The organism is Pantoea sp. ABR1s, from assembly GCF_057812235.1.
In genome coordinates this window covers 2,260,883-2,280,322 of the sequence record NZ_CM173823.1, presented here as the reverse complement: position 1 = coordinate 2,280,322, position 19,440 = coordinate 2,260,883, and the positions used below count along the sequence as shown (strand labels likewise).

Sequence of the window (19,440 nt, the reverse complement as noted above, 5' to 3'; positions counted from 1 at the left end):
AACAGATTGACGCGTAATAAAAAAAGTTCTTTCCGGAATTCACTGTGCCACCAGCACGGCACACCACTGCGATGCCAGCCCGGTAAGCGGCAACTGGTCGCCCGCAGCCACCGTTTTACCGGTCAGCACATCCTGGTAGCGGCGCTGGCCCAGTGCGGTGGGCAGCGCAATGACCGTGTCAGCCCAGCGCGCAGCGGGCGGCTGGTCGAGATTCGCCGGCAACTGGTTAAAGACCCGGCGTGACACAACCACTATCACCGCCTGATCCTGTCCGGTGCGGGCAAAGGCCAGCACATTATTCTGCTGCTCGCCCTCTGCCGACAGTGCCAGATAGTCACCGTGGCGGAACAGGGCAGGCTGCTGCTGACGCAGCGTCAGCAGCTTCACAATCGCCTGCTGATTGACCTGACCACGCAGCCAGTGCGCCTCGCTGCCGTCGTGCTGTGGCGCGTTAAGCATCGCCGCCAGCGCGTCGAAATCGGGTTCGCGGCGGTTATCCGGATCGACCAGGCTGAAGTCCAGCGCCTCGCTGCCCTGATAAATATCGGGTACGCCAGGCGCCGTAAGCTTCACCACAGTCTGGGTCAGACTGTTGACCAGACCGGCACGCATAAAGGGTTGCAGCGACTGGCAGAAGTCACTGAGGAAGGTGCTGCTGGCGGGCGCAAGCAGGTGACGGGCATAGCCCAGCACTGCCTCCTCATAGGCGTCGTTATTGTCGGCCCAGTCGGTACGCAGCTTGGCTTCACGCAGCGCTTTTTCCACATAGACCACAAAGCGTGCTTCCAGCGCCGCCAGACCTTCCGCATCCTGCGGCTGCAGGGTGGTTGGCCAGACGCCCGCCAGCGCTTCATACAGCATCCACTCCACGGCCGGTTCGGGTGCCGGACCATCTTTCAGGCGTACGACCTGATCGTGGTTCATCTCACGCCAGCGGTTGACGCAATCCGCCCAGCGTTGCGGCGCTTCGGTAAGGGTATAGAGTCGCGCACGCGCATCTTCACCGCGCTTGGTGTCGTGCGTAGAGGTGCCCGACAGCGCATCGGGCTGATGTTCGCGCCGCGCCTGCATTTCAGCGTGAAACTGATCCAGCGAGAAGTGGCGCGCCAGCGGTTCAGCGCCGACTTCATTCAGCGCCAGCGCCATGTGCTGACGGAAGAAGAGGGTATCTTCCACCGATTTCGCCATCAGCGGTCCGGTCAGCTGCTGGAAGCGGGTGCGGAATTGCGTGGCATCGTCGCGAGCGGAGTCGGCAACTTCTGCGCGCAGAATATGGGTCAGGAAATCAAGCGCCTGACTGTCGGGCGCATGGGCACTGGCTTTGACCTCGCTGACCACCTGTTGCAACAGCGCGGTGTCGGCTGGCGTCAGGCCCTGCGGCGTACCATAGGTGCGATAGACCGGGAACGCCACCAGCAGTTCACGCAGCGCATTCTTCAGTTCCGCTTCCGGCTGTGGCGTGCCTTCTGCGTCGGCAATCTTCAGTGCCAGCTGCAGTAACCGGTTAAATTCACCGGCAAAATTGCGGTTTGCCATCAACAGTTTGGCGGCGCGCAGCTCCGCTTTCATATCAACGGTTTTACCGATGACGGCCTGATACGCTTTGCGCAGTCCGCTCAGCTGATCGCTGTCGACCAGCAGATTGGCGAGTGCGGCCATAAATTCATATCCGGTGGTGCCGGAAACGGGCCATGCATCAGGCAGCTGTTCATTGTCACCCAGGATTTTCTCCACGGTGAGATAGCAGTCGGGACCGGCAGCCTGGCGTAACTGTTCCAGATAGCCGTGCGGATCGGCCAGGCCATCCACGTGGTCGACGCGTAAGCCCTGCACCGCACCGCTGTGAACCAGTTCCAGGATCAGCTGATGCGCGGCATCGAAGACCGTTTTGTCTTCCACGCGCACGCCTGCCAGACCGGTGACTTCAAAGAAGCGGCGGTAGGAGAGATCGTTGGGCGCATCGCGCCAGGACATCAGCCGCCACGGCTGCTGGTCATGCAGCTCAGCAATCTCCGCCGCGTCGCGCAGGGCGAGCACCGCTTCTTCCCGATCCTGCCAGGTCTCAGGTGCCAGCGGATAGAAATTGTCGAAGTAGGCCAGCGCCGGTTTGCCGGTCTGCGGATCGCGCTTCACGCTGATCTCGCCGTTGGCCAGCACCGCCTCAAAGGTGTCACCGAGGAACGGCAGCGTCAGGCGGCGTGACCAGTCGATATCGAAGTAATGCGCATAGCGGCTCTTTTCGCCATGCTCAATGACGTCGCGCCACCACGGGTTCTCCAGCGAGGCGGCCATATGGTTAGGCACGATGTCGAGGATCAGCCCCAGCCCGGCGGCTTTCAGCGCGGCAGCCATACGATCAAATCCTTCACGGCCGCCAATCGACGGCTCGATCTGGTTAACGTCGGTCACGTCATAGCCGTGGGTCGATTCAGCAGTAGCGCTGAAGATCGGTGACGCGTAAAGATGGCTGATACCCAGCTGTTTCAGGTAGGGCACCAGCGCCGCCGCACGGTCAAACGTCATGCCGTTGCGGAACTGGATGCGGTACGTTGCGGTTGGAATATTCATTCTGCTTCTCTCTTAGCCAGACGTACCACGATAGCGTTGGGAATCAGTTTGCTGGCGGCCTGCGGCCAGGCAAACAGCGTTTCGCCGGGCAGATCGGGGATCGGCTGTGTGCTGTTGCCGACGTTCAGCGCCAGTGACAGCGTGCCCTGCGGGAAGTCCCAGCGCACCGCGAGGAAACCTTCCGCCGTTTTCACCACCTGACCGGCATCGCCACCGGCGGTCTGCAGCAGCGGCACGATATGTTGCTGACGCAGGGCCAGCAGCTGACGCGTCAGCGCCAGCCACTGCTGACCTTCCGGCGTTTCTGTTCGCTGCCAGTTAAGCTTCGACTGTTCAAAGGTGGTGACATCGTTGGGATCCGGCACAGTTTCGCCGTGACCGGCATGGCCTTCAAACTCTCTGGCGCGACCTTCACGCACCGCTTTGGCCAGATCGCCGTGGAAATCGGTGAAGAACAGGAACGGCCGGGTTTCGCCATACTCTTCACCCATAAACAGCAGCGGAATATGAGGCGAGACCAGTAACATCGCCAGCAGCACCTGGGTGCGCTCTGCGCCGGCCAGGCTGATGAGCCTTTCGCCCTGCGCACGGTTGCCCGTCTGGTCATGGTTCTGGATGAAGTCGACAAAGGCGACCGGCGGCTGGCTGCTGCTTTTCACGCCGCGTGGCTCGCCCGACTGCGGCGAGACTTCGCCCTGATAGACAAAGCCTTCTGCCAGCGCCCGCGCTACCCGCTGTTCCGGCTGGTCGGCGAAATCCTGGTAATAGGCGTGGCTTTCACCGGTTGCCAGCACATGCACGGCGTTGTGGAAGTCATCGTTCCATTCGCCGGTAAACAGCGGAGCGTCCCCGTTTTCGTCACGCGGATGCAGGAAGGTAACGTTACGGCAATCTTCGGTGGTCAGATGAATAGGGCGATCGGTAATCGAGGCGCGGATGCGCTCAGCAATGTCAATCAGCACATGCTTGTCGCTGGGATCGTCAATCTGATCGATGGCGTCAAAGCGCAGGCCATCCAGATTAAACTCCTGCAGCCAGTAGAGCGGCGCTTCCACGATATAGCGGCGCACCGCATCAGCGTCATAGGCGATACCGGCACCCCACGGCGTCTGGCGCTCTTTGTGGAAGAAGTCTGGTGAGAGCAGCGGCAGATAGTTGCCCTCCGGGCCGAAGTGGTTCAGCACGATATCCAGCACTACCGACAGACCGTGGCCGTGTGCTGCGTCAATAAAGGCTTTAAAATCATCGGGTGTACCGTAGGCGGCATGCGGTGCATAGAGCAGCACGCCATCGTAGCCCCAGCCGCGATTACCGCCGAACTGCGACACCGGCAGCACTTCAATCATGGTAATGCCGGTTTCAGCCAGCGTTGGCAGCTTCTCAATCGCCGCCCGGAAGGTGCCCTCAGGCGTAAAGGCGCCGATGTGCAGTTCATAGACCACCGACTCCTGCCATGGACGACCCTTCCAGCTCGTGTTCTGCCACTGATAAGCGTCAGGATCGATCACCAGCGACGGGCCATTGACCTCTGCTTTCTGAGCGCGGGCGGCGGGATCGGGCACCGCTGTACCATCGGCCAGCACATAATCATATTCGGCATTGGCTGCCACACCAGCGACCTGAGTTTCAAACCAGCCGTCAGCCTGCGGCGTCATCTCAATGTCTTTACCGGAGAGCCGCAGCGTCACGCGTTGCTGACCGGTTGCCCAGAGGCGGAAACGCACCTCGTCGCTGGCAACCCGTTCAGCGCCCCAACTTTTAAAAAAAGATTTGGATTCCATTCAGTTGCCTCATTTAGCCTGGAAATGCGCGATGGTGGCCACCGCACGAAAAGGATGTCGATGACGCAAGCGTCAAAAAATCTTAAAGCTATCAGCGAGACCAGGAGGCCAGGTGGGCTGGCGCGTCTCTTCAGTCAGAAAGCCGGACTGGTATTCAGCGTGGTGTGGCGGAAAACGGGCCGTGAGACCGCTTCCACGCGGCATACAGAGAGTAATCATAGACTAAGATGTTGCAATCGCAGGGCGGCGGGAGGTGGAGAGGCATTAATTTGCGTTAATTGCTGTGAATCTGCATCCGGCGGGGCGAAAGCAGGAACCAGGCGCAGAAAAGCCTGCCGGATGGCGCCGATTCGCTATAAGCTTATGCGCGATGGCGCAGGTCGCTCCGGATGACCTGCGGCGCTGAACACTTCAGAAGGATGTTACGTGAGGAAAAGAGTTCTGTTAGCCGCGTTGTTGTTGCTGGTCTCCGCCTGTTCTAACCGGGTCGGACACAGGCTGGACAGCAGTAATCTGCAGCAAATTCATGCCGGTCAGACCACTAAAGCCCAGCTGATCGCGCTGTTCGGTCAGCCTGACAGTGAAACGCCTTACCCGGACGGGCAACGGTTGCTGAAGTGGACCTACAGCGAGGCGCGCACCCTGAATACCACCGAAGGGCAGACGCTGACCGTGCAGATGAAAAATGACAAAGTGCTGAACTATGCGCTGAGTAAAAGTTAATGCGCTGAGCAAACGTGAATCACGGCGGCGGCAGATCGCCACCGCGCATTCTGGTTACTGCCCGCCGCTCTGCTGTGCGTCCCAGCTGTCGGGGCGCGGCTGAGCCAGACGGGCAAAATCGGATCCTGCCGGATGCTGATAAATCTGCAGCTCAAAGTGGCGGGCCATCGCGTAGATATACTCAAAAATCGCTGCCTGAGTATTTTCGTAATCGGCCCAGAAAATAGAGGAGGTGAAGCAGTAGATCTCCACCGGCAATCCATCCGGCGACGGTTTCAGCGGTCGCACCACGATATACATCTCTTTCTGAATGTCGTCACGCTGCGCCAGCCAGGCGGTCAGGTATTTACGGAACACCATCAGATTGGTGATGCCGTTCTCCATAAACCAGCGGTCGCCCACGGCATTGATATCACGCCCATCCAGCAGCTCAGTGATCGATTCGCCAGCGAGACGGATCTGGCTCATCGCCTGCAGCATCTCCTGATTCACAAAGGTGATCGACTTCTGATCAAGATAAAAGCTGCGCATGATGCGGCGTGCGCCCGAGGAGAACATCGCCTGCCAGTTGGTGTAGGTCTCGGTCAGGAAGTTCTTGGTCGGGATGCGCGAAATGGTGTTGTCCCAGTTGCGGATGGTGATGGTATGCAGGGCAATATCGATCACTTCACCACTGATATTTCTGTCCGGCATCTCAATCCAGTCGCCCAGTTGCAGCACATCGTTAGAGGAGAGCTGAATATTCGCCACCAGCGACAGCAGCGTATGCTGGAAGATCAGCATCAGCACCGCGGCGACCGCACCCAGCGAGGAGATGATAATCGCCGGTGACTTGTTGGACATAATCGCCAGAATCATGATCGCGGCAATAATATGCACCAGGATTTTGCCGATCTGGATATAGCCTTTGATCGAGTGATTCTTGCGTTTTGATTTGCGCGAATAGGAGTTGTTAACAATCTCCAGCACTTCGTTGAAGAAGATCGACAGATAGACAAAAAACAGGATGCCGCAGATGGTCTGAATCGCCACTTTCAGATTTTCAGGCAGGCCCGGCATAAACTGCAGGAAATTGTAGACCACAATCACCGGCACAAAATTTGACAGCTTCTGAGAGAGGCGGACATCTTTATCCAGCGGCACGCCCTTTTTGTGGCCGCTGAAAAAGACCTTCCTGATCACTTTGACGATGAAAAATTTGCAGATCAGGTGAGTGACCATCCCGGCCATAATCAGCAGCAACAGGCTGAAGCTGATCGACAGTACCCTGTTTCCCTCAATAAAACTCATCAGACTCTGAATGTAATGCATGATAACCACGTGCAAAAAAGATAAGGGGCGAATTCAACCACAGCACGGGGACGGTTGTTAAGCGCCGAATGCGTTCAGGCTGAGCCGCACCGCTTTTTTTGCGTAACGGCGCGCTGACAGCACCCTCCATCCTGCGGATTGTTACCTTCTCTGGTGCAACACTCAGATAAACGCCGCGCTGGCCGATAACAGCTTTATCTCCTCTGATATGAGCCTGCGGACATGCTTAAAAATCTTAAAATCACTCACGGTATCGCTGCTGTTCTGGTGGTCTTTGTGACGTTACTGACCCTGACCGGATTTCTGTTCTATAACGGCGTCTCAAAAGCCGACAAAAACTTCGTGGCGGCAGAGCAGCTTACGCTGCAGCAGCAGCACCTGAGTGACGCGGTAAAAACCCTGATTAAAACCCGCGTCACCATCAACCGCGTGGCAATCCGTTTCCTGAAAAATCAGCAGGATCCAAAATCACTGGCGGCCATGGCTGCGCTGCTGGAGCAGGCTGAAACGTCAGCCGCTGCCGCCGATGCTGACTTCAAAGCCTGGCAGGCGCTGCCGCGCAAAGAGGGCCAGGGTGAAGCCCAGGCGACGCAGGTGCAGACCGCCTACCAGCAGATGCGTGACACCATGCTGGCCTCCATTACCTTTCTGAAGCAGGGCAACTACGCGGGCTACGGCAACCTTGAAGCACAGGCGGCGCAGGACCAGCTCGACAGTGCCTATGAGGCCTGGCGTGCAGTGAACATCCAGCTGATGAAAGCGTCCTCGGAGCATAACCAGCGTAGCCTGACGGATGCGCTCTGGGCGCTGCTGACTATTGGCCTGATCACCGGCGTGATTGGGGTCGCGGTCTGGATTGGGCTGCAGAAATTGCTGATTGGCCCACTGGGCAGGCTGACCGGCCATATGCGCGCCATTTCGGGCGGCGATCTGACCTCCGATATTCAGCATGAAGGCCGCAATGAGATGGGCCTGCTGATTCAGGAACTGCAACAGATGCGCGATGCGCTGGTGGTGACCATTACCTCGGTCGATGACGCCACCCGCTCTATCTTTACCGGTGCAGCGGAAATCTCTGCGGGCAGCACCGATCTCTCTTCCCGTACCGAACAGCAGGCTGCCGCGCTGGAACAGACCGCAGCCAGTATGGAGCAGCTCACCTCAACGGTGAAACTCAATGCAGACAATGCGCAGCAGGCGACCACGGTAGCGAAAGAGGCTTCAGCCACGGCCCTGCAGGGCGGTGAGACTGTCGCCCGGGTCATCGCCAACATGGATCAGATCAGCGAAAGCTCGAATCAGATCGCCGGTATCATCGCCATTATCGACAGTATTGCCTTCCAGACCAATATTCTGGCGCTGAACGCCGCCGTTGAAGCCGCGCGTGCCGGTGAACAGGGTCGTGGATTTGCAGTGGTAGCGGGTGAAGTGCGCTCGCTGGCCGGACGCAGCGCCAGCGCTGCCCAGGAGATCCGGGGACTGATTGACCGCTCAGCTGAGCGAATTAAAACCGGTGCCGGTCATGCTTCTCAGGCGGGCGTCGCGATGGAGAGCATCGTGACGTCGGTGAGCCGTGTCACGCAGCTGATCGAAGAGATCGCGGCCTCCTCGACTGAACAGACCCGTGGCATTGAGCAGGTCTGCAAAGCGGTCTCGGAAATGGATGGTGTGACGCAGCAGAACGCCGCGCTGGTGGAGGAGTCCGCGACTGCCGCCGCCTCACTGGAAGAGCAGGCGAGCTACCTGCGTAAAACGGTATCGGTATTCAAAACCGGCACTCTGCAGGTGGCGTTCTCTGCTGCGCCGGTGGCGAAAGCCCTTGCCGTGCCAAAACTTCAGCCTGCCCGCCTGGCGGACAACGATAACTGGCAGACCTTCTGATAAAAAAAACCGCCCCAAGGGCGGTTTTTTATTTTGTGACGCGGCATGCGGCATCGTGCCGCTGACATCAGGCCGGGACGGACTGTGCCTTCTGGCTGCGCGACCAGACGCGGTGCGCTTTCATCGCCTGAGTGAACTCAGACATCAGCGCGCTCTCCGCCGAGTCGCCCTGCACAATACCTTCTTCCTGATCCGCATCTTCCAGACCGAACTGCGCTTTAAAGCGGCGCGCTTCCCCCACCAGACCAATCACCTTGAGGTGCTTGTAGGCTTCCAGCAGGAAGTAACGGGCATCGCCGCTCAGCAGCAGGGCATCGATATTGCCATCCGGCACCATCACCGCATCAAAGGTCAGAGAGGGCAGACCGGCGAACGTCGCATCGACCGGCAGCACTGAACCGTCATCGGCGCGCACCTGGCCCATATGCGGAGCCAGCAGTTTGGCGTGAACACCCACCGCTTTCAGCGCCTGCAAAATCGCCAGCACATCAGCCGCCTTCACACCATCGCTGAGCAGCAGTGCGACCTGGCGACCTTTGATCTCGCCATCCGGAATGGCGTAGAGGCTCAGGCTGTCATCTTTAGTCAGGCCATTCACCGGCGCAGGCGGCTGAATGTTGAGCTGCTCATCCGTCAGAGCGAGTCCCAGGTTATCCGCCACGCCCTGCGCCAGTTTAGTATCGATGCGTGCCAGATGATCTACCACACGCTCACGGATATAAGCACGCGCCACTTTACTCAGTTCAAACGAGTAGGCGCCAATGATGTGCTGCTGCTCGACTTCAGTCTGGCTCAGCCAGAACAGGCGCGGCTGCGCATAATACTCACCAAATGAGGGGCTGCGCTCGCGCACTTTATGGCCCTCAATCCGCTCCTGATAGCTCTCGAAGCCGCCGCCTTCTGCAGCAGGTGGGGTTTCACGCGGCCAGTTATCGTTGATCGAGTTCGGCTCGTAGTTGGCCGGATTGGTGTCGATATCCTGACGATGCATGCCCTGACGCTGGAAGTTATGGTACGGGCAGGTCGGACGGTTGATCGGGATCTCATGGAAGTTCGGTCCGCCCAGACGACTGATCTGCGTATCGGTATAGGAGAACAGACGACCCTGTAGCAGCGGATCGTTGGAGAAATCGAGGCCCGGCACGATATGGCCTGGGTGGAACGCCACCTGCTCGGTTTCAGCAAAGAAGTTGTCCGGATTACGGTTAAGTACCATCTTGCCGACAATCTCAACCGGCACCAGCGCTTCCGGGATCAGCTTGGTGGCATCCAGAATATCGAAGTCAAATTTGAACTCATCCTCTTCCGGGATCAGCTGCAGGCCCAGTTCATATTCCGGGAAATCACCCGCTTCAATGGCTTCCCACAGATCGCGGCGATGGAAATCGGGATCGCGACCGGTCAGTTTCTGTGACTCGTCCCACAGCAGCGACGCTTTACCGGCCACCGGCTTCCAGTGGAAACGGACAAAGGTCGCTTTACCTTCTGCGTTAATCAGGCGGAAGGTGTGAATACCAAAGCCTTCCATGGTGCGATAGCTGCGCGGAATACCCCGGTCAGACATCGCCCAGATAACGTTGTGCATGGTTTCCGGCTGCAGAGAGACGTAATCCCAGAAGGTGTCATGGGCGCTCTGGCCCTGCGGGATTTCGTTATGCGGTTCCGGCTTAACGGCATGCACAAAGTCAGGGAATTTATGCGCATCCTGAATAAAGAACACCGGTGTGTTGTTGCCCACCAGGTCAAAGACACCCTCTTCGGTGTAGAACTTGGCGGCGAAACCGCGAATGTCACGCACGGTATCAGCCGATCCTGCACCGCCCTGAACTGTAGAGAAACGCACGAAAACCGGCGTGGTCTGCTCGGGATCGCTGAGGAACTGTGCTTTGGTCAAATCTTTCAGGGAGCGGTAAGGCTGAAAATAGCCGTGTGCGGCAGAGCCACGGGCGTGAACGATACGTTCCGGGATACGCTCATGGTCAAAGTGCGTGATTTTCTCACGCATAATAAAGTCTTCCAGCAGCGTCGGACCGCGCGAACCGGCGCGCAGTGAGTTTTGATCGTTGGCGATGCGTGTGCCCTGGTTGGTGGTGAGGGCGCGGTCGGTGCCGTTTTTGCGGCTGGCTTCAAGCTGGTCAAGTTTGGCGTTGTGCGTCTGAGGCGCTTTCAGGCTGCCTGGGGCGGTGGGCTGCTTGCCTGGCGGAGTCGGTTCGGCTGGGGGCTGATGCGAACCATCTTTTGGTGCCAGTGAACCCAGACCCGGCTCTGAGGATTCCGGACCGGTGGTCGGGGCGCGCTCGCTCAGGGGTTTCTTCTCTGTTTCTTTCGACATTAATTCATGCTCCAGCTGTTATTTTACTTTCGACGACACTAAATATAGAACAACCTGAACAATACTGAGGTTAAATCGGGCATTTAACTGTGACGACTGTGCCTTTTTTGTCCGCCAGAAATGCGCACTTATCTCTTAATCCGGATTATCGCTTCGCTTATTCATACCTTGTGCCGTCTGGCTTAACGGCGTTCCAGCCCGCGCCTGCTATAAGGAAAGTGTGCTTTCAGAGGATGCAGAATCTGCCGCCGCAGGAGGCGCTCATTGCCTGATGCAGGGCATTAACCGATTAATAAAATTAATGCTGGCGTTTGCTGCTTTTGGTTGAAGTTGGAAATGTTATATCATAACATTTCATTTTGTAACGTTGACCGGGGTATCAGACTTTGATGAATCATGCAGGTAAATGGATTGGGCTACTGGGCGCACTGTTAGTCAGCCAGCCGTCGCTGGCACACGGCACGCATGCACATGGAAAACCGCTGTCAGCCCTGGAGCAGAAAGCGGCAGAAGGGGTTTTTGCTGACAGCGATGTGAAAGATCGTCCGCTCGCTGACTGGGATGGCCTGTGGCAGTCGGTTTATCCGCTGCTGCAAAGCGGGGAGCTGGACCCGGTCTGGCAGAAGAAAGCGCAGCAGGATCACAGCAAAACGGCAGAGGAGTATAAAGCGTATTACCGCAAAGGCTACGCCACCGACGTCGATACCATCGGTATTGAAAATGGCGTGATGGAGTTTCACATCGGCGATCAGGTCAGCGCCTGCCACTACCGGTATGCGGGTCACAAAATCCTGACCTATACCTCAGGTAAAAAAGGGGTGCGCTACCTGTTTGAATGCCAGGACGCGGGCAGCAAAGCGCCCAAATATGTGCAGTTCAGCGACCACACCATCGGGCCGCGTAAATCTGCCCATTTCCATATCTTTATGGGCAACGATTCTCAGCAAGCCCTGCTGGCAGAGATGGATAACTGGCCGACCTATTATCCTTACCAGATGATGAACTCACAGGTCGTGGAGGAGATGCTGCACCACTGAGTGCCGGGCCGGTGTCAGATGCTCCGCGGATCAGAGCTGTTTCGCAAGGATAGCGACTGGATTCATTTCCCCCGTTTGAGGAAATATAGATCCTTGAGTTAAGTTAACTCATGAGTTAACTTAACTCCAACGGAGGATCTATGTTTGAGATAACGATACACAAGGACGCGCTCACTGAAATTAAGGCAATGCCAGAGATGCTCCGGGCTAAGCTGGCCCGGCAAATAGATAAACTGGCTGCCCGTGGAACTGATTTGAGAGAGCCGGATACCAAACCGTTAGGGTCGGGTTTTTTTGAGCTCAGGGCGAAGGCCAATGAGATTGGGCGAGCGGTGTATGTTTACCAGAAAGGCAGACGTATTTTTATCCTGAAAGCTTTTGTGAAAGAGACAAAGAAAACGCCAGCAGCAGTCATGACGGCAGCGGCGCACCGTTTAGAGGAGATGTTAAACGATGAGTAAGAAATCAGTTGCGTGGACGACGGCCCGCAAAGAAATTTTATCTGATCCGGCTGTTCGCGAACATTACGAGGCAGAAGTTCGGGCAGAGCACCTGCGCGAGCAGTTAGCCAAATGGCGGGAAAGCGCCGGAATGACCAGCGCTCAGGTCGCGGAGGCGCTCGGTGTCAGCCCGTCGGCAGTGTCACGCACCGAGCGTCGCGCAGATAAAGCCACAGTTGAAACACTCGCCCGCTATGCCCGTGCCTGTGGCGTTGAAAATCCCCAGATCTCTCTTTGATTGAGAGATGACGGCAGGTGCCAGAACAATGCTGGCCCTGCTATTTATCTTGCCTGCTATCAAGCAAACTTTCTTTCCGGTGCACACGTATCCCCTCCACGGGTTTTATCCCACGCAGGCCGGGCGGCGCGAGGCGGGTATACCCTTAACCACACGCTGATACGAATCCTCAACCAGCTGCTGAATCAAGCCAGGCGAGAGGTCGTCACCGGGATAGGCCGTGATCCAGTGACGTTTATTCATATGATAACCGGCGGTGATCGAGGGATAGATCATCCGGTGCAGCTCCGCCTGCTGCGGCTCGCATTTCAGGGTGATAATCGGCACACCCCGCAGTTGGGTCAGCAGTAAAAACACTTTTCCACACACTTTATAGACCTGATGTTCCGGCCCGAATGGATAGCTGCATTCAGCGGCGGGCAGCCGCTCAGCCGCTTCAATGGCGATGCGCTGGATCTCATGGCCCTGCATAGTGAGTCTCCCTGTGATTATTCAGCCTGAGTCTGCGGCCCGCGACTGGCTGGTCGCCAGGGGCCTGTTACACTTCTGATAAGCATAAATCAGGAGCAGACATGAAATTAGGCTTTGCATGTAAGTATCTCAACAGCGATGGCAAACAGTTTTTCCCGTTTCGCGCCACCACCCGTAAACGGTTTCTGAGTTTATCGCACGATGAACGTCATCAGCTGATCTATGAGATTACCGTCACTAACCTCAACAATCTCTGCCTGACGCTTGAGCATCTGGCCACCTTACCTGAGCCACTCAGGATGATGCGTATTGGCAGCGATCTGTTACCGCTCTATACGGTCCCCGAGGCCACGCCACTGTTCACCGAATTTCTGCCCGAACTCTATCCGCTCTTTGCCCGCTGTGGCGAGCTGGCGCGGGCGCATCACATCCGGCTCTCATTCCATCCAGGACAATATACCGTGCTCGCCTCCGATAATCCCGATGTGGTGGTGCGCGCGCTGGAGGATGTGGAGTATCACACGCTCTGCGCCTGTCTGATGGGATATGGCAAGACCTTCCAGGATTTTAAAATCAACATTCATATGAACGGCAAGGCGGGATTCGACGGTTTCAAACGGTCGTTTAATCAGCTCAGCCCGGAAGCGCGGCGGATGCTGACGGTGGAGAATGATGAGATCTCCTGCTCGCTGGATGACGTGCTGCAGGCAGCACCGCTCTGTCCGGTGGTGCTGGATATTCACCATCACTGGGTAAAAGAGAGTGAGTTTATTCAGCCGGATGACGCGCGTGTTGCCAGAGTGATCGATTCGTGGCGCGGCGTGCGGCCGGTGCTGCACTATTCGATTTCGCAGGAGGGGATGATTCCGCAGGAGGGCTGGCCCGATCAGCAGCAGCTGGGCGTGAGCAAAAGCAAGCTGCGGGCGCACTCTGACTACTTCTTTAACCCGACGCTGAATGCATGGGCACTGTCGTTTCAGGATTTCGATATCATGTGCGAAGTGAAAATGAAGAATCTGGCGCGGGAACAACTCTACCAGTGGGGGATAACACAGAAGCTGATAGCTAATCCCCTGGCCGAAGAGACCAGGGAATCGGCGAACGTTAAATAATGGCCACACCGCCCGTCACGGCGATGGTCGCTCCTGAAATGTAGCTGGCTTCGTCACTGGCCAGCATCACATAGGTTGGCGCCAGTTCAGCAGGCTGACCGGCACGCTGCAGCGGCACTTCGCTGCCAAAGTTCTTCACCTGTTCAACCGGCATGGTCGACGGGATCAGTGGCGTCCAGATGGGGCCAGGCGCGACCGCATTGGCACGGATACCTTTTTCAGCCAGTAAGGCTGCCAGGCCGCCAGAGAAATTAACGATGGCGGCTTTGGTGGCGGAGTAGGCGAGCAGCTTCGGTTTCGGCTGGTCAGCATTGATCGAGGCCGTATTAATGATCGATCCACCAGCAGGCATATGCCGTGTTGCCGCTTTAGTGATGTAAAAAATCGCGTAAAGGTTGGTCTTCATGGTCCGGTCAAACTCTTCGTCGCTGATCTCATCCAGCGATTCGCGCGTCATCTGATACGCCGCGTTGTTCACCAGAATATTAATCTCACCAAAGGCTTCGACGGCTTTATCGACCAGGGCGTTGCAGTGTGACGCCTCAGTAATATCGCCAGGCACCAGAACCGCTTTCTGTCCCGCTTCTTCAACCAGCCGGGCGGTATCCTGCGCATCCTCATGTTCATCAAGATAGGAGATCAGGACATCGGCCCCTTCCCGGGCAAAGGCAATGGCGACGGCCCGGCCAATGCCGGAATCGCCACCGGTAATAATGGCTTTCTTACCCGCCAGACGGCCTGAACCCTGATAACTCTCTTCGCCGTGATCGGGCTGAGGCTGCATAGCCGCGGTAGTGCCAGGCCAGGTCTGCTGCTGTTCGGCAAAAGGGGGTTGTGGACGCTGAGTGGATGACATGACTATTCCTCCGTCAAAAGGTGGGACAAGCCTGTCAGGGCATCAAACCCTGACAGGCGAGTCATTACAGTTTCGGTGGTGTAACGCCGTCAATCTGCTCAGACTGCGCACCCGAACCGGGACGCGCATTGCCGAGCAGCGGCTCATCACCCAGAATCTCTGGCTGCTGTTTCGCGCTGAACTGACCATGGCCATCGTAAGCCGGGCCACTGCTCCAGCGACCTTCCGGCAGCGGTTTATCCAGCGAAGTATTCAGACAGTAGTAAGAGTGCTCCTGCGCCTCATGCTCCTGCGGGAAGCTGTTCGGGATCGGCAGCGACGCGTTCAGTCCGCCCATCTCTTCGATCACCGCCAGCCACTGCTGCTGGTGCATGGTGTCACGGGCTATCAGGAAGGAGAGGAAGTCCTTCATGCCCTTGTCTTCCGTCATGTTGTAGAGGCGGGTCGCCAGTACGCGGCCGGTGGCTTCTGCGGTGACGTTAGCCAGCATATCGGCCGCCACGTTGCCGGACGCATAGATATGACTCATATCAAAAGGCATGCCGTTGGCGTTAACCGGCATTGCTGCCAGACCGGAAGAGAGGATATGGCGCGGGTTCATTCCGCCCAGAATCGCATTAACCACCGGATCTTTCGCTGACGCTTCCTGGTAAGAGAGCGGGGCGCCTTCAAGGTTAAGCGCCACGGCGTAGCCCAGCATTTCGATATGGCTCAGCTCTTCGGTAGCGGTCGAGATCAGCAGATCACGAATCCGCACATCACCGCGCGCGCCCATCGCCTGGAAAAAGTATTGCATCGCTACACGAATCTCACCTTCGACGCCGCCGATGGCCTGCTGGAGCAGCATGGCAAATTCTGGATCGGGTTTCTCTACACGAACCGGGAATTGAAGTTTTGATGAATGATGAAACATGATTATTTTCCTCGTCTGCGTTTGCAGTGGATGCAGAAAAAGCCTGGACACAGATATCGGATAAATAAAGCGAAACGACAGCAATTAACCGGAATTTCAGGTTGAATAAATGGCGAAAACGGTGTTTTCCGGAGCTATATCTGGTCCGGTGGGGCAGGCAATCTTAGCGGTGTGAAGGGGACAAGTGATTCAGAGCAGGAGGAATAAAAAAAGCCCCATAACAGGGGCTGATTCCGGACGGGAAAAGCATCCATGCTAATTCGCGTTCCCTCATAACAGACACAGATTTTTAGCTGTCGCTGGTCGCCGAAGCGCGCTGCAGAACATGTTCAAGCGCCTGACGGTAAATATCCTGCTTAACCACGTCACGCTCACTCTCCAGGCGGTGAATCAGGCCCAGCACAATGTCTTTATCGGAGACATGGGTTTTCGCATGGGCGAGTTCGGCATGGACTGCGGCGATAACCTGTTTTTCAGTGGTCAGCGCTGTGCCAGAGTTCATGAAGTAATCAGAAATCTGAGACTCTGTATTCATCGTTGTTTGCATGTCAGGCCTCATAAGAAATGGGGGGAAGAACGCGTCGATTCAGATCCGGTCACCGGCTGACGCAAAAAAAAATGCATCTGAAGGTGGAAATCCACAACACCTTCAGATGCGGTGCAAAGCACCTTTCGTTACAAGTGATTTAACATCACGAGACAAAGTTATACAAGAATCGCAAAGTTGTACAATGAAATTTGACAAAATTTAACTGGTCGGTGGTGTATATAAAAAGCATGTTTAAAGTGAAAAAAGAGGTTTTCGATGGTTAATTGAATAAATACAGTGAGTTGGTGAGGTTTTCAGAGGGGTGCGATTTTCAGACCAGCAGGCTGGGGATTGTGCTGACGACACATCAACGCGTTAAAACCGCTTTTTTCCGCAGATTTCAGCCAAAGTTGTACAGGTTTCAGGGCAGGAAAAGCGGCTGGCGCGATTGTGCTGCTGCAATCCTGGCCGTCTGACAGGCCATGCCGCATAATTCACTTCCCACGCCTGATGCAGAAGGCTAAGGTTGACCCCTTATTTATCACAAGGAAATGATCATGGTTCACGACTATTTCGCAATTCCGCCTGCGGGCATGACTCAGGAACAACATAAACGTTCGGTCGCCGTGGCTGCTGCTCTGTCAGTGGCAAAGGAGTCCGTCAGCGCCTCCACCTCTGCAACCGGCTCAAAAACCGCCTGGGATCTGCAGGCCGTGGCGAATGAAGTTGCTAATCTGGCCGACGCGATTCAGGATGCGCTGGAGAGTGACAGCGAGGTGTAAACACTAACCGGTATCGTCTGAGGCTGCTGCGGAGGCGGTGCAGGACAGGGCGGTGGCAGCGTTCAGGAGCCGATAAAGTCCGGCAATCGGACGCTGCCGGAAAATCCGCTTATTCCATTGCGGGTGGCTCATATTTAATATACTGACGCAGGGCATCATGGATAGCCTGGTTATTGCCCTCTTCCAGACCGCGTTCGGCATACTCTTTCGCCAGCGCCGCCAGTACATCGTCAAACTTCCCTTTGTAATTGAGATTATTCAGCGCAATTTGCTGACCGAGTATCGCTTTTAATACCGTAGTCTCAACCCTTAACTGCGCAACTGCCTCTTCCAGATGTTTGATTCGATCGTCGTCTGCCATAATCCCTCCATGCTTAAAAAAGCAGAATAACCAGCCCGCCCGTAATATTCAAACCTCTCCGAATGCCAGAGAAGCGTTGTCAGATTTTCCTTAAGTAAAAATAATCAGCCGGTGAATTTATAAGATTCTTTACTGTAAGAAGAAATCGACGCTATTCCGGCGATGCGGCGAAAGTAACCCGTTTCCGCTTACTCTGACGGCAATGCGAAAAAACGTTTAAAAAAAAGTGCATTACCATCAACCCTTTCGCTTAAAGATGTTCCATGTCACTTGATTAAAAGGGGGATTAGCTATTACTGTGTTTATATACAGTAATCTGAAGAAGGAGCGAAATTATGGAATTCATTAAACCTGCGGACATTCGTGCCGTTATGCCTTTACCGCTATATATCGAACGTGTGCCGTGCGGGTTTCCATCCCCGGCGCAGGATTATGTCGAACAACGTATTGATCTCAATGCGCTGATGGTCCAGCACCCCAGCGCCACCTATTTTGTCCGTGTCAGCGGCGAGTCAATGATTGAGGCGGGCATCAATGATGGTGACATGCTGGTGGTCGACAGTTCACTCACCGCCTCACACGGCGATATTGTGGTCGCCGCGGTCGAAGGTGAATTCACCGTTAAACGTCTCCAGCTTCATCCCTGCCTGCAACTGATGCCGATGAATACCAAATTTAAACCGATCGCTATCCAGACCGAAGATGCGCTGGAGGTGTTTGGCGTTGTGACCTTTGTTATTAAAGCGACCCACTGACCATGTTCGCGCTGGTCGACGTAAACAGCTTTTACGCGTCGTGTGAGACCGTTTTCCGGCCTGATCTTAAAGGTAAACCGGTAGTAGTGCTGTCGAACAACGACGGCTGCGTGATTGCGCGCAGCGCCGAGGCAAAGAAAGTCGGCATCAAAATGGGCGCGCCCTATTTTAAGATGCGTGAAGAACTAACGCGTCACGCGGTGCAGGTCTTCAGCTCAAATTATGCGCTCTACGCCGACATGAGCCATCGGGTGATGACCATACTGGAAGAGATGGCGCCGTCGGTGGAGATCTACTCGATCGACGAAGCGTTTATGGATCTCACCGGCGTGCAGAACTGTATGGCGCTGGAGACCTTTGGTCGTCAGGTCAGAGAACGAATAGGCAAAGAGACCCATCTGACCGTGGGCGTCGGCATTGCACAGACTAAAACGCTGGCCAAGCTGGCGAATTTTGCGGCCAAAAAGTGGAGCAAAACCGGCGGCATTGTCGACCTGTCGGACCCTGAACGACAAAAAAAGCTGCTGGCGCTGATTGATGTGGCGGAAGTCTGGGGCGTGGGTCATCGGATCGGCAAACGGCTCAACGCCATGGGCGTCATGACGGCGAAAGATCTGGCCGATCAAAGCACCGAGGCCATCCGCAAACAGTTCAGCGTCGTGCTGGAGCGCACTGTCAGAGAGCTGCGTGGCGAATCCTGTCTGGAGCTGGAGTCAGTGACGCCGGTAAAACAGCAAATCATGTGTTCGCGTTCGTTTGGCAGCCGTATCTCCGACTACGATCAGATGCGCGAGGCTGTCTGCGCGTATGCCGAGCGCGCGGCGGAGAAGCTGCGCCGTGAGAATCAATATTGCCGTCAGGTAGGGGTATTTGTGCGCACCAGTCCGCATGCGACTGACGAACCCTTTTATGGCAATCAGTCGATGGAGCAACTGCTGATTCCGACACAGGACACACGCGACATCATCAGAGTTGCAATGGCGTGCCTGGATAACATCTGGATTGAGGGACATCGCTATATGAAGGCCGGCATCGTGCTGGGGGATTTTTTCAGCCAGGGCGTGGCTCAGTTTGATCTGTTTGACGAACATCAGCCACGCCGCAATAGCGAAGAGCTGATGAAGCTGATCGACACAGTCAACAAGCTCGGCAGCGGGAAGTTGTGGTTTGCCGGGCAGGGGATCAACAAAGCCTGGTCGATGAAACGCGAGATGCTGTCGCCTGCCTATACCACCCGGATAACCGATCTGCCTGTGGTTGCGCTTAAGTGAAGGCTGACCCGATGTTCCT

The 19,440-nt window shown here is 56.0% G+C and carries 18 protein-coding genes; 9 read left to right on the top strand and 9 right to left on the bottom strand.

What is annotated here, in order from left to right:
• Nucleotides 1–39: 39 nt before the first annotated feature.
• Both treY and treZ read right to left on the bottom strand, forming a co-directional pair.
• Nucleotides 40–2,568 carry a malto-oligosyltrehalose synthase gene (treY, locus tag ACXKZD_RS10675; protein WP_488981594.1) on the bottom strand — a complete coding sequence of 843 codons (2,529 nt, stop codon included), beginning with the start codon at nucleotides 2,566–2,568 and terminating at the stop codon, nucleotides 40–42.
• Nucleotides 2,565–4,349 (bottom strand): malto-oligosyltrehalose trehalohydrolase, encoded by a 1,785-nt coding sequence (gene treZ, locus ACXKZD_RS10670; protein WP_488981593.1) that lies wholly within the window; start codon nucleotides 4,347–4,349, stop codon nucleotides 2,565–2,567. Before treZ ends, treY begins: the two co-directional genes overlap by 4 nt.
• Before the next feature lie 426 nt (nucleotides 4,350–4,775).
• On the opposite strand from treZ, the gene ACXKZD_RS10665 reads away from it, so the two are divergent.
• A complete protein-coding gene (locus ACXKZD_RS10665) occupies nucleotides 4,776–5,072 on the top strand; it encodes a hypothetical protein (RefSeq protein ID WP_033767119.1) in 297 nt (98 codons plus the stop codon).
• Nucleotides 5,073–5,126: 54 nt separating this feature from the next.
• Here the strand turns inward: ACXKZD_RS10665 and ACXKZD_RS10660 are convergent, their stop codons facing one another.
• Complete coding sequence (locus ACXKZD_RS10660; RefSeq protein ID WP_488981592.1) at nucleotides 5,127–6,383, bottom strand: mechanosensitive ion channel family protein; 1,257 nt, start codon at nucleotides 6,381–6,383, stop codon at nucleotides 5,127–5,129.
• Nucleotides 6,384–6,605: 222 nt separating this feature from the next.
• Between ACXKZD_RS10660 and ACXKZD_RS10655 the strand changes: the two genes are divergently transcribed.
• A complete protein-coding gene (locus ACXKZD_RS10655) occupies nucleotides 6,606–8,264 on the top strand; it encodes a methyl-accepting chemotaxis protein (protein ID WP_346439159.1) in 1,659 nt (552 codons plus the stop codon).
• Between the two features lie 67 nt (nucleotides 8,265–8,331).
• Here the strand turns inward: ACXKZD_RS10655 and katE are convergent, their stop codons facing one another.
• On the bottom strand, nucleotides 8,332–10,596 hold the full coding sequence (katE, locus tag ACXKZD_RS10650) for a catalase HPII (RefSeq protein ID WP_010245500.1): 2,265 nt from the start codon (nucleotides 10,594–10,596) through the stop codon (nucleotides 8,332–8,334).
• 389 nt (nucleotides 10,597–10,985) lie between these two features.
• On the opposite strand from katE, the gene zinT reads away from it, so the two are divergent.
• The 3 genes from zinT (at nucleotide 10,986) to ACXKZD_RS10635 (ending at nucleotide 12,371) form a co-directional block, all read left to right on the top strand.
• Entirely contained in the window at nucleotides 10,986–11,633 is a 648-nt protein-coding gene (gene zinT / locus ACXKZD_RS10645) for a metal-binding protein ZinT (protein ID WP_022625726.1), read from the top strand.
• Between the two features lie 140 nt (nucleotides 11,634–11,773).
• Nucleotides 11,774–12,094, top strand: coding sequence for a type II toxin-antitoxin system RelE/ParE family toxin (locus ACXKZD_RS10640; protein ID WP_010245489.1), 321 nt, complete (start codon nucleotides 11,774–11,776; stop codon nucleotides 12,092–12,094).
• The gene (locus tag ACXKZD_RS10635; RefSeq protein WP_010245485.1) at nucleotides 12,087–12,371 is read left to right on the top strand and encodes a helix-turn-helix domain-containing protein; all 285 of its coding nucleotides are present in this window, start codon (nucleotides 12,087–12,089) and stop codon (nucleotides 12,369–12,371) included. The genes ACXKZD_RS10640 and ACXKZD_RS10635 overlap by 8 nt, the downstream gene beginning before the upstream one ends.
• A gap of 105 nt (nucleotides 12,372–12,476) precedes the next feature.
• Here the strand turns inward: ACXKZD_RS10635 and ACXKZD_RS10630 are convergent, their stop codons facing one another.
• On the bottom strand, nucleotides 12,477–12,842 hold the full coding sequence (locus tag ACXKZD_RS10630) for an MmcQ/YjbR family DNA-binding protein (RefSeq protein WP_488981591.1): 366 nt from the start codon (nucleotides 12,840–12,842) through the stop codon (nucleotides 12,477–12,479).
• A gap of 101 nt (nucleotides 12,843–12,943) precedes the next feature.
• On the opposite strand from ACXKZD_RS10630, the gene ACXKZD_RS10625 reads away from it, so the two are divergent.
• Entirely contained in the window at nucleotides 12,944–13,954 is a 1,011-nt protein-coding gene (locus ACXKZD_RS10625) for a UV damage endonuclease UvsE (protein ID WP_488981590.1), read from the top strand.
• Here the strand turns inward: ACXKZD_RS10625 and ACXKZD_RS10620 are convergent.
• From ACXKZD_RS10620 to ACXKZD_RS10610, 3 genes are all read right to left on the bottom strand, one after another.
• On the bottom strand, nucleotides 13,947–14,810 hold the full coding sequence (locus tag ACXKZD_RS10620; protein WP_192072647.1) for a glucose 1-dehydrogenase: 864 nt from the start codon (nucleotides 14,808–14,810) through the stop codon (nucleotides 13,947–13,949). The two genes, ACXKZD_RS10625 and ACXKZD_RS10620, sit on opposite strands and share 8 nt — an antisense overlap.
• A gap of 64 nt (nucleotides 14,811–14,874) precedes the next feature.
• Nucleotides 14,875–15,723 carry a manganese catalase family protein gene (locus tag ACXKZD_RS10615; RefSeq protein WP_033757528.1) on the bottom strand — a complete coding sequence of 283 codons (849 nt, stop codon included), beginning with the start codon at nucleotides 15,721–15,723 and terminating at the stop codon, nucleotides 14,875–14,877.
• A 289-nt stretch (nucleotides 15,724–16,012) separates the two neighbouring features.
• Nucleotides 16,013–16,270: a biofilm development regulator YmgB/AriR family protein gene (locus tag ACXKZD_RS10610; protein ID WP_022625723.1), complete on the bottom strand. Its 258-nt coding sequence runs from the start codon at nucleotides 16,268–16,270 to the stop codon at nucleotides 16,013–16,015.
• A 539-nt stretch (nucleotides 16,271–16,809) separates the two neighbouring features.
• On the opposite strand from ACXKZD_RS10610, the gene ACXKZD_RS10605 reads away from it, so the two are divergent.
• Nucleotides 16,810–17,034 carry a hypothetical protein gene (locus ACXKZD_RS10605; protein WP_010245468.1) on the top strand — a complete coding sequence of 75 codons (225 nt, stop codon included), beginning with the start codon at nucleotides 16,810–16,812 and terminating at the stop codon, nucleotides 17,032–17,034.
• Between the two features lie 109 nt (nucleotides 17,035–17,143).
• On the opposite strand, the gene ACXKZD_RS10600 is transcribed toward ACXKZD_RS10605, so the two are convergent.
• Nucleotides 17,144–17,395 (bottom strand): hypothetical protein, encoded by a 252-nt coding sequence (locus tag ACXKZD_RS10600; protein ID WP_010670062.1) that lies wholly within the window; start codon nucleotides 17,393–17,395, stop codon nucleotides 17,144–17,146.
• A 335-nt stretch (nucleotides 17,396–17,730) separates the two neighbouring features.
• Between ACXKZD_RS10600 and umuD the strand changes: the two genes are divergently transcribed.
• The gene (gene umuD, locus ACXKZD_RS10595) at nucleotides 17,731–18,150 is read left to right on the top strand and encodes a translesion error-prone DNA polymerase V autoproteolytic subunit (protein WP_010245460.1); all 420 of its coding nucleotides are present in this window, start codon (nucleotides 17,731–17,733) and stop codon (nucleotides 18,148–18,150) included.
• A 2-nt stretch (nucleotides 18,151–18,152) separates the two neighbouring features.
• Nucleotides 18,153–19,421, top strand: a complete 1,269-nt coding sequence (gene umuC / locus ACXKZD_RS10590; RefSeq protein WP_010245457.1) for a translesion error-prone DNA polymerase V subunit UmuC — start codon at nucleotides 18,153–18,155, stop codon at nucleotides 19,419–19,421.
• Nucleotides 19,422–19,440 lie beyond the last annotated feature (19 nt).

Excerpts from the sequence above, each read along its gene's own strand:
- treY (WP_488981594.1), bottom strand. The coding sequence starts at position 2,568 with ATGAATATTCCAACCGCAACGTACCGCATCCAGTTCCGCAACGGCATG.
- treZ (WP_488981593.1), bottom strand. The coding sequence starts at position 4,349 with ATGGAATCCAAATCTTTTTTTAAAAGTTGGGGCGCTGAACGGGTTGCC.
- ACXKZD_RS10660 (WP_488981592.1), bottom strand. The coding sequence starts at position 6,383 with ATGCATTACATTCAGAGTCTGATGAGTTTTATTGAGGGAAACAGGGTA.
- ACXKZD_RS10655 (WP_346439159.1), top strand. The coding sequence starts at position 6,606 with ATGCTTAAAAATCTTAAAATCACTCACGGTATCGCTGCTGTTCTGGTG.
- katE (WP_010245500.1), bottom strand. The coding sequence starts at position 10,596 with ATGTCGAAAGAAACAGAGAAGAAACCCCTGAGCGAGCGCGCCCCGACC.
- zinT (WP_022625726.1), top strand. The coding sequence starts at position 10,986 with ATGAATCATGCAGGTAAATGGATTGGGCTACTGGGCGCACTGTTAGTC.
- ACXKZD_RS10640 (WP_010245489.1), top strand. The coding sequence starts at position 11,774 with ATGTTTGAGATAACGATACACAAGGACGCGCTCACTGAAATTAAGGCA.
- ACXKZD_RS10635 (WP_010245485.1), top strand. The coding sequence starts at position 12,087 with ATGAGTAAGAAATCAGTTGCGTGGACGACGGCCCGCAAAGAAATTTTA.
- ACXKZD_RS10630 (WP_488981591.1), bottom strand. The coding sequence starts at position 12,842 with ATGCAGGGCCATGAGATCCAGCGCATCGCCATTGAAGCGGCTGAGCGG.
- ACXKZD_RS10625 (WP_488981590.1), top strand. The coding sequence starts at position 12,944 with ATGAAATTAGGCTTTGCATGTAAGTATCTCAACAGCGATGGCAAACAG.
- ACXKZD_RS10620 (WP_192072647.1), bottom strand. The coding sequence starts at position 14,810 with ATGTCATCCACTCAGCGTCCACAACCCCCTTTTGCCGAACAGCAGCAG.
- ACXKZD_RS10615 (WP_033757528.1), bottom strand. The coding sequence starts at position 15,723 with ATGTTTCATCATTCATCAAAACTTCAATTCCCGGTTCGTGTAGAGAAA.
- ACXKZD_RS10610 (WP_022625723.1), bottom strand. The coding sequence starts at position 16,270 with ATGCAAACAACGATGAATACAGAGTCTCAGATTTCTGATTACTTCATG.
- ACXKZD_RS10605 (WP_010245468.1), top strand. The coding sequence starts at position 16,810 with ATGGTTCACGACTATTTCGCAATTCCGCCTGCGGGCATGACTCAGGAA.
- ACXKZD_RS10600 (WP_010670062.1), bottom strand. The coding sequence starts at position 17,395 with ATGGCAGACGACGATCGAATCAAACATCTGGAAGAGGCAGTTGCGCAG.
- umuD (WP_010245460.1), top strand. The coding sequence starts at position 17,731 with ATGGAATTCATTAAACCTGCGGACATTCGTGCCGTTATGCCTTTACCG.
- umuC (WP_010245457.1), top strand. The coding sequence starts at position 18,153 with ATGTTCGCGCTGGTCGACGTAAACAGCTTTTACGCGTCGTGTGAGACC.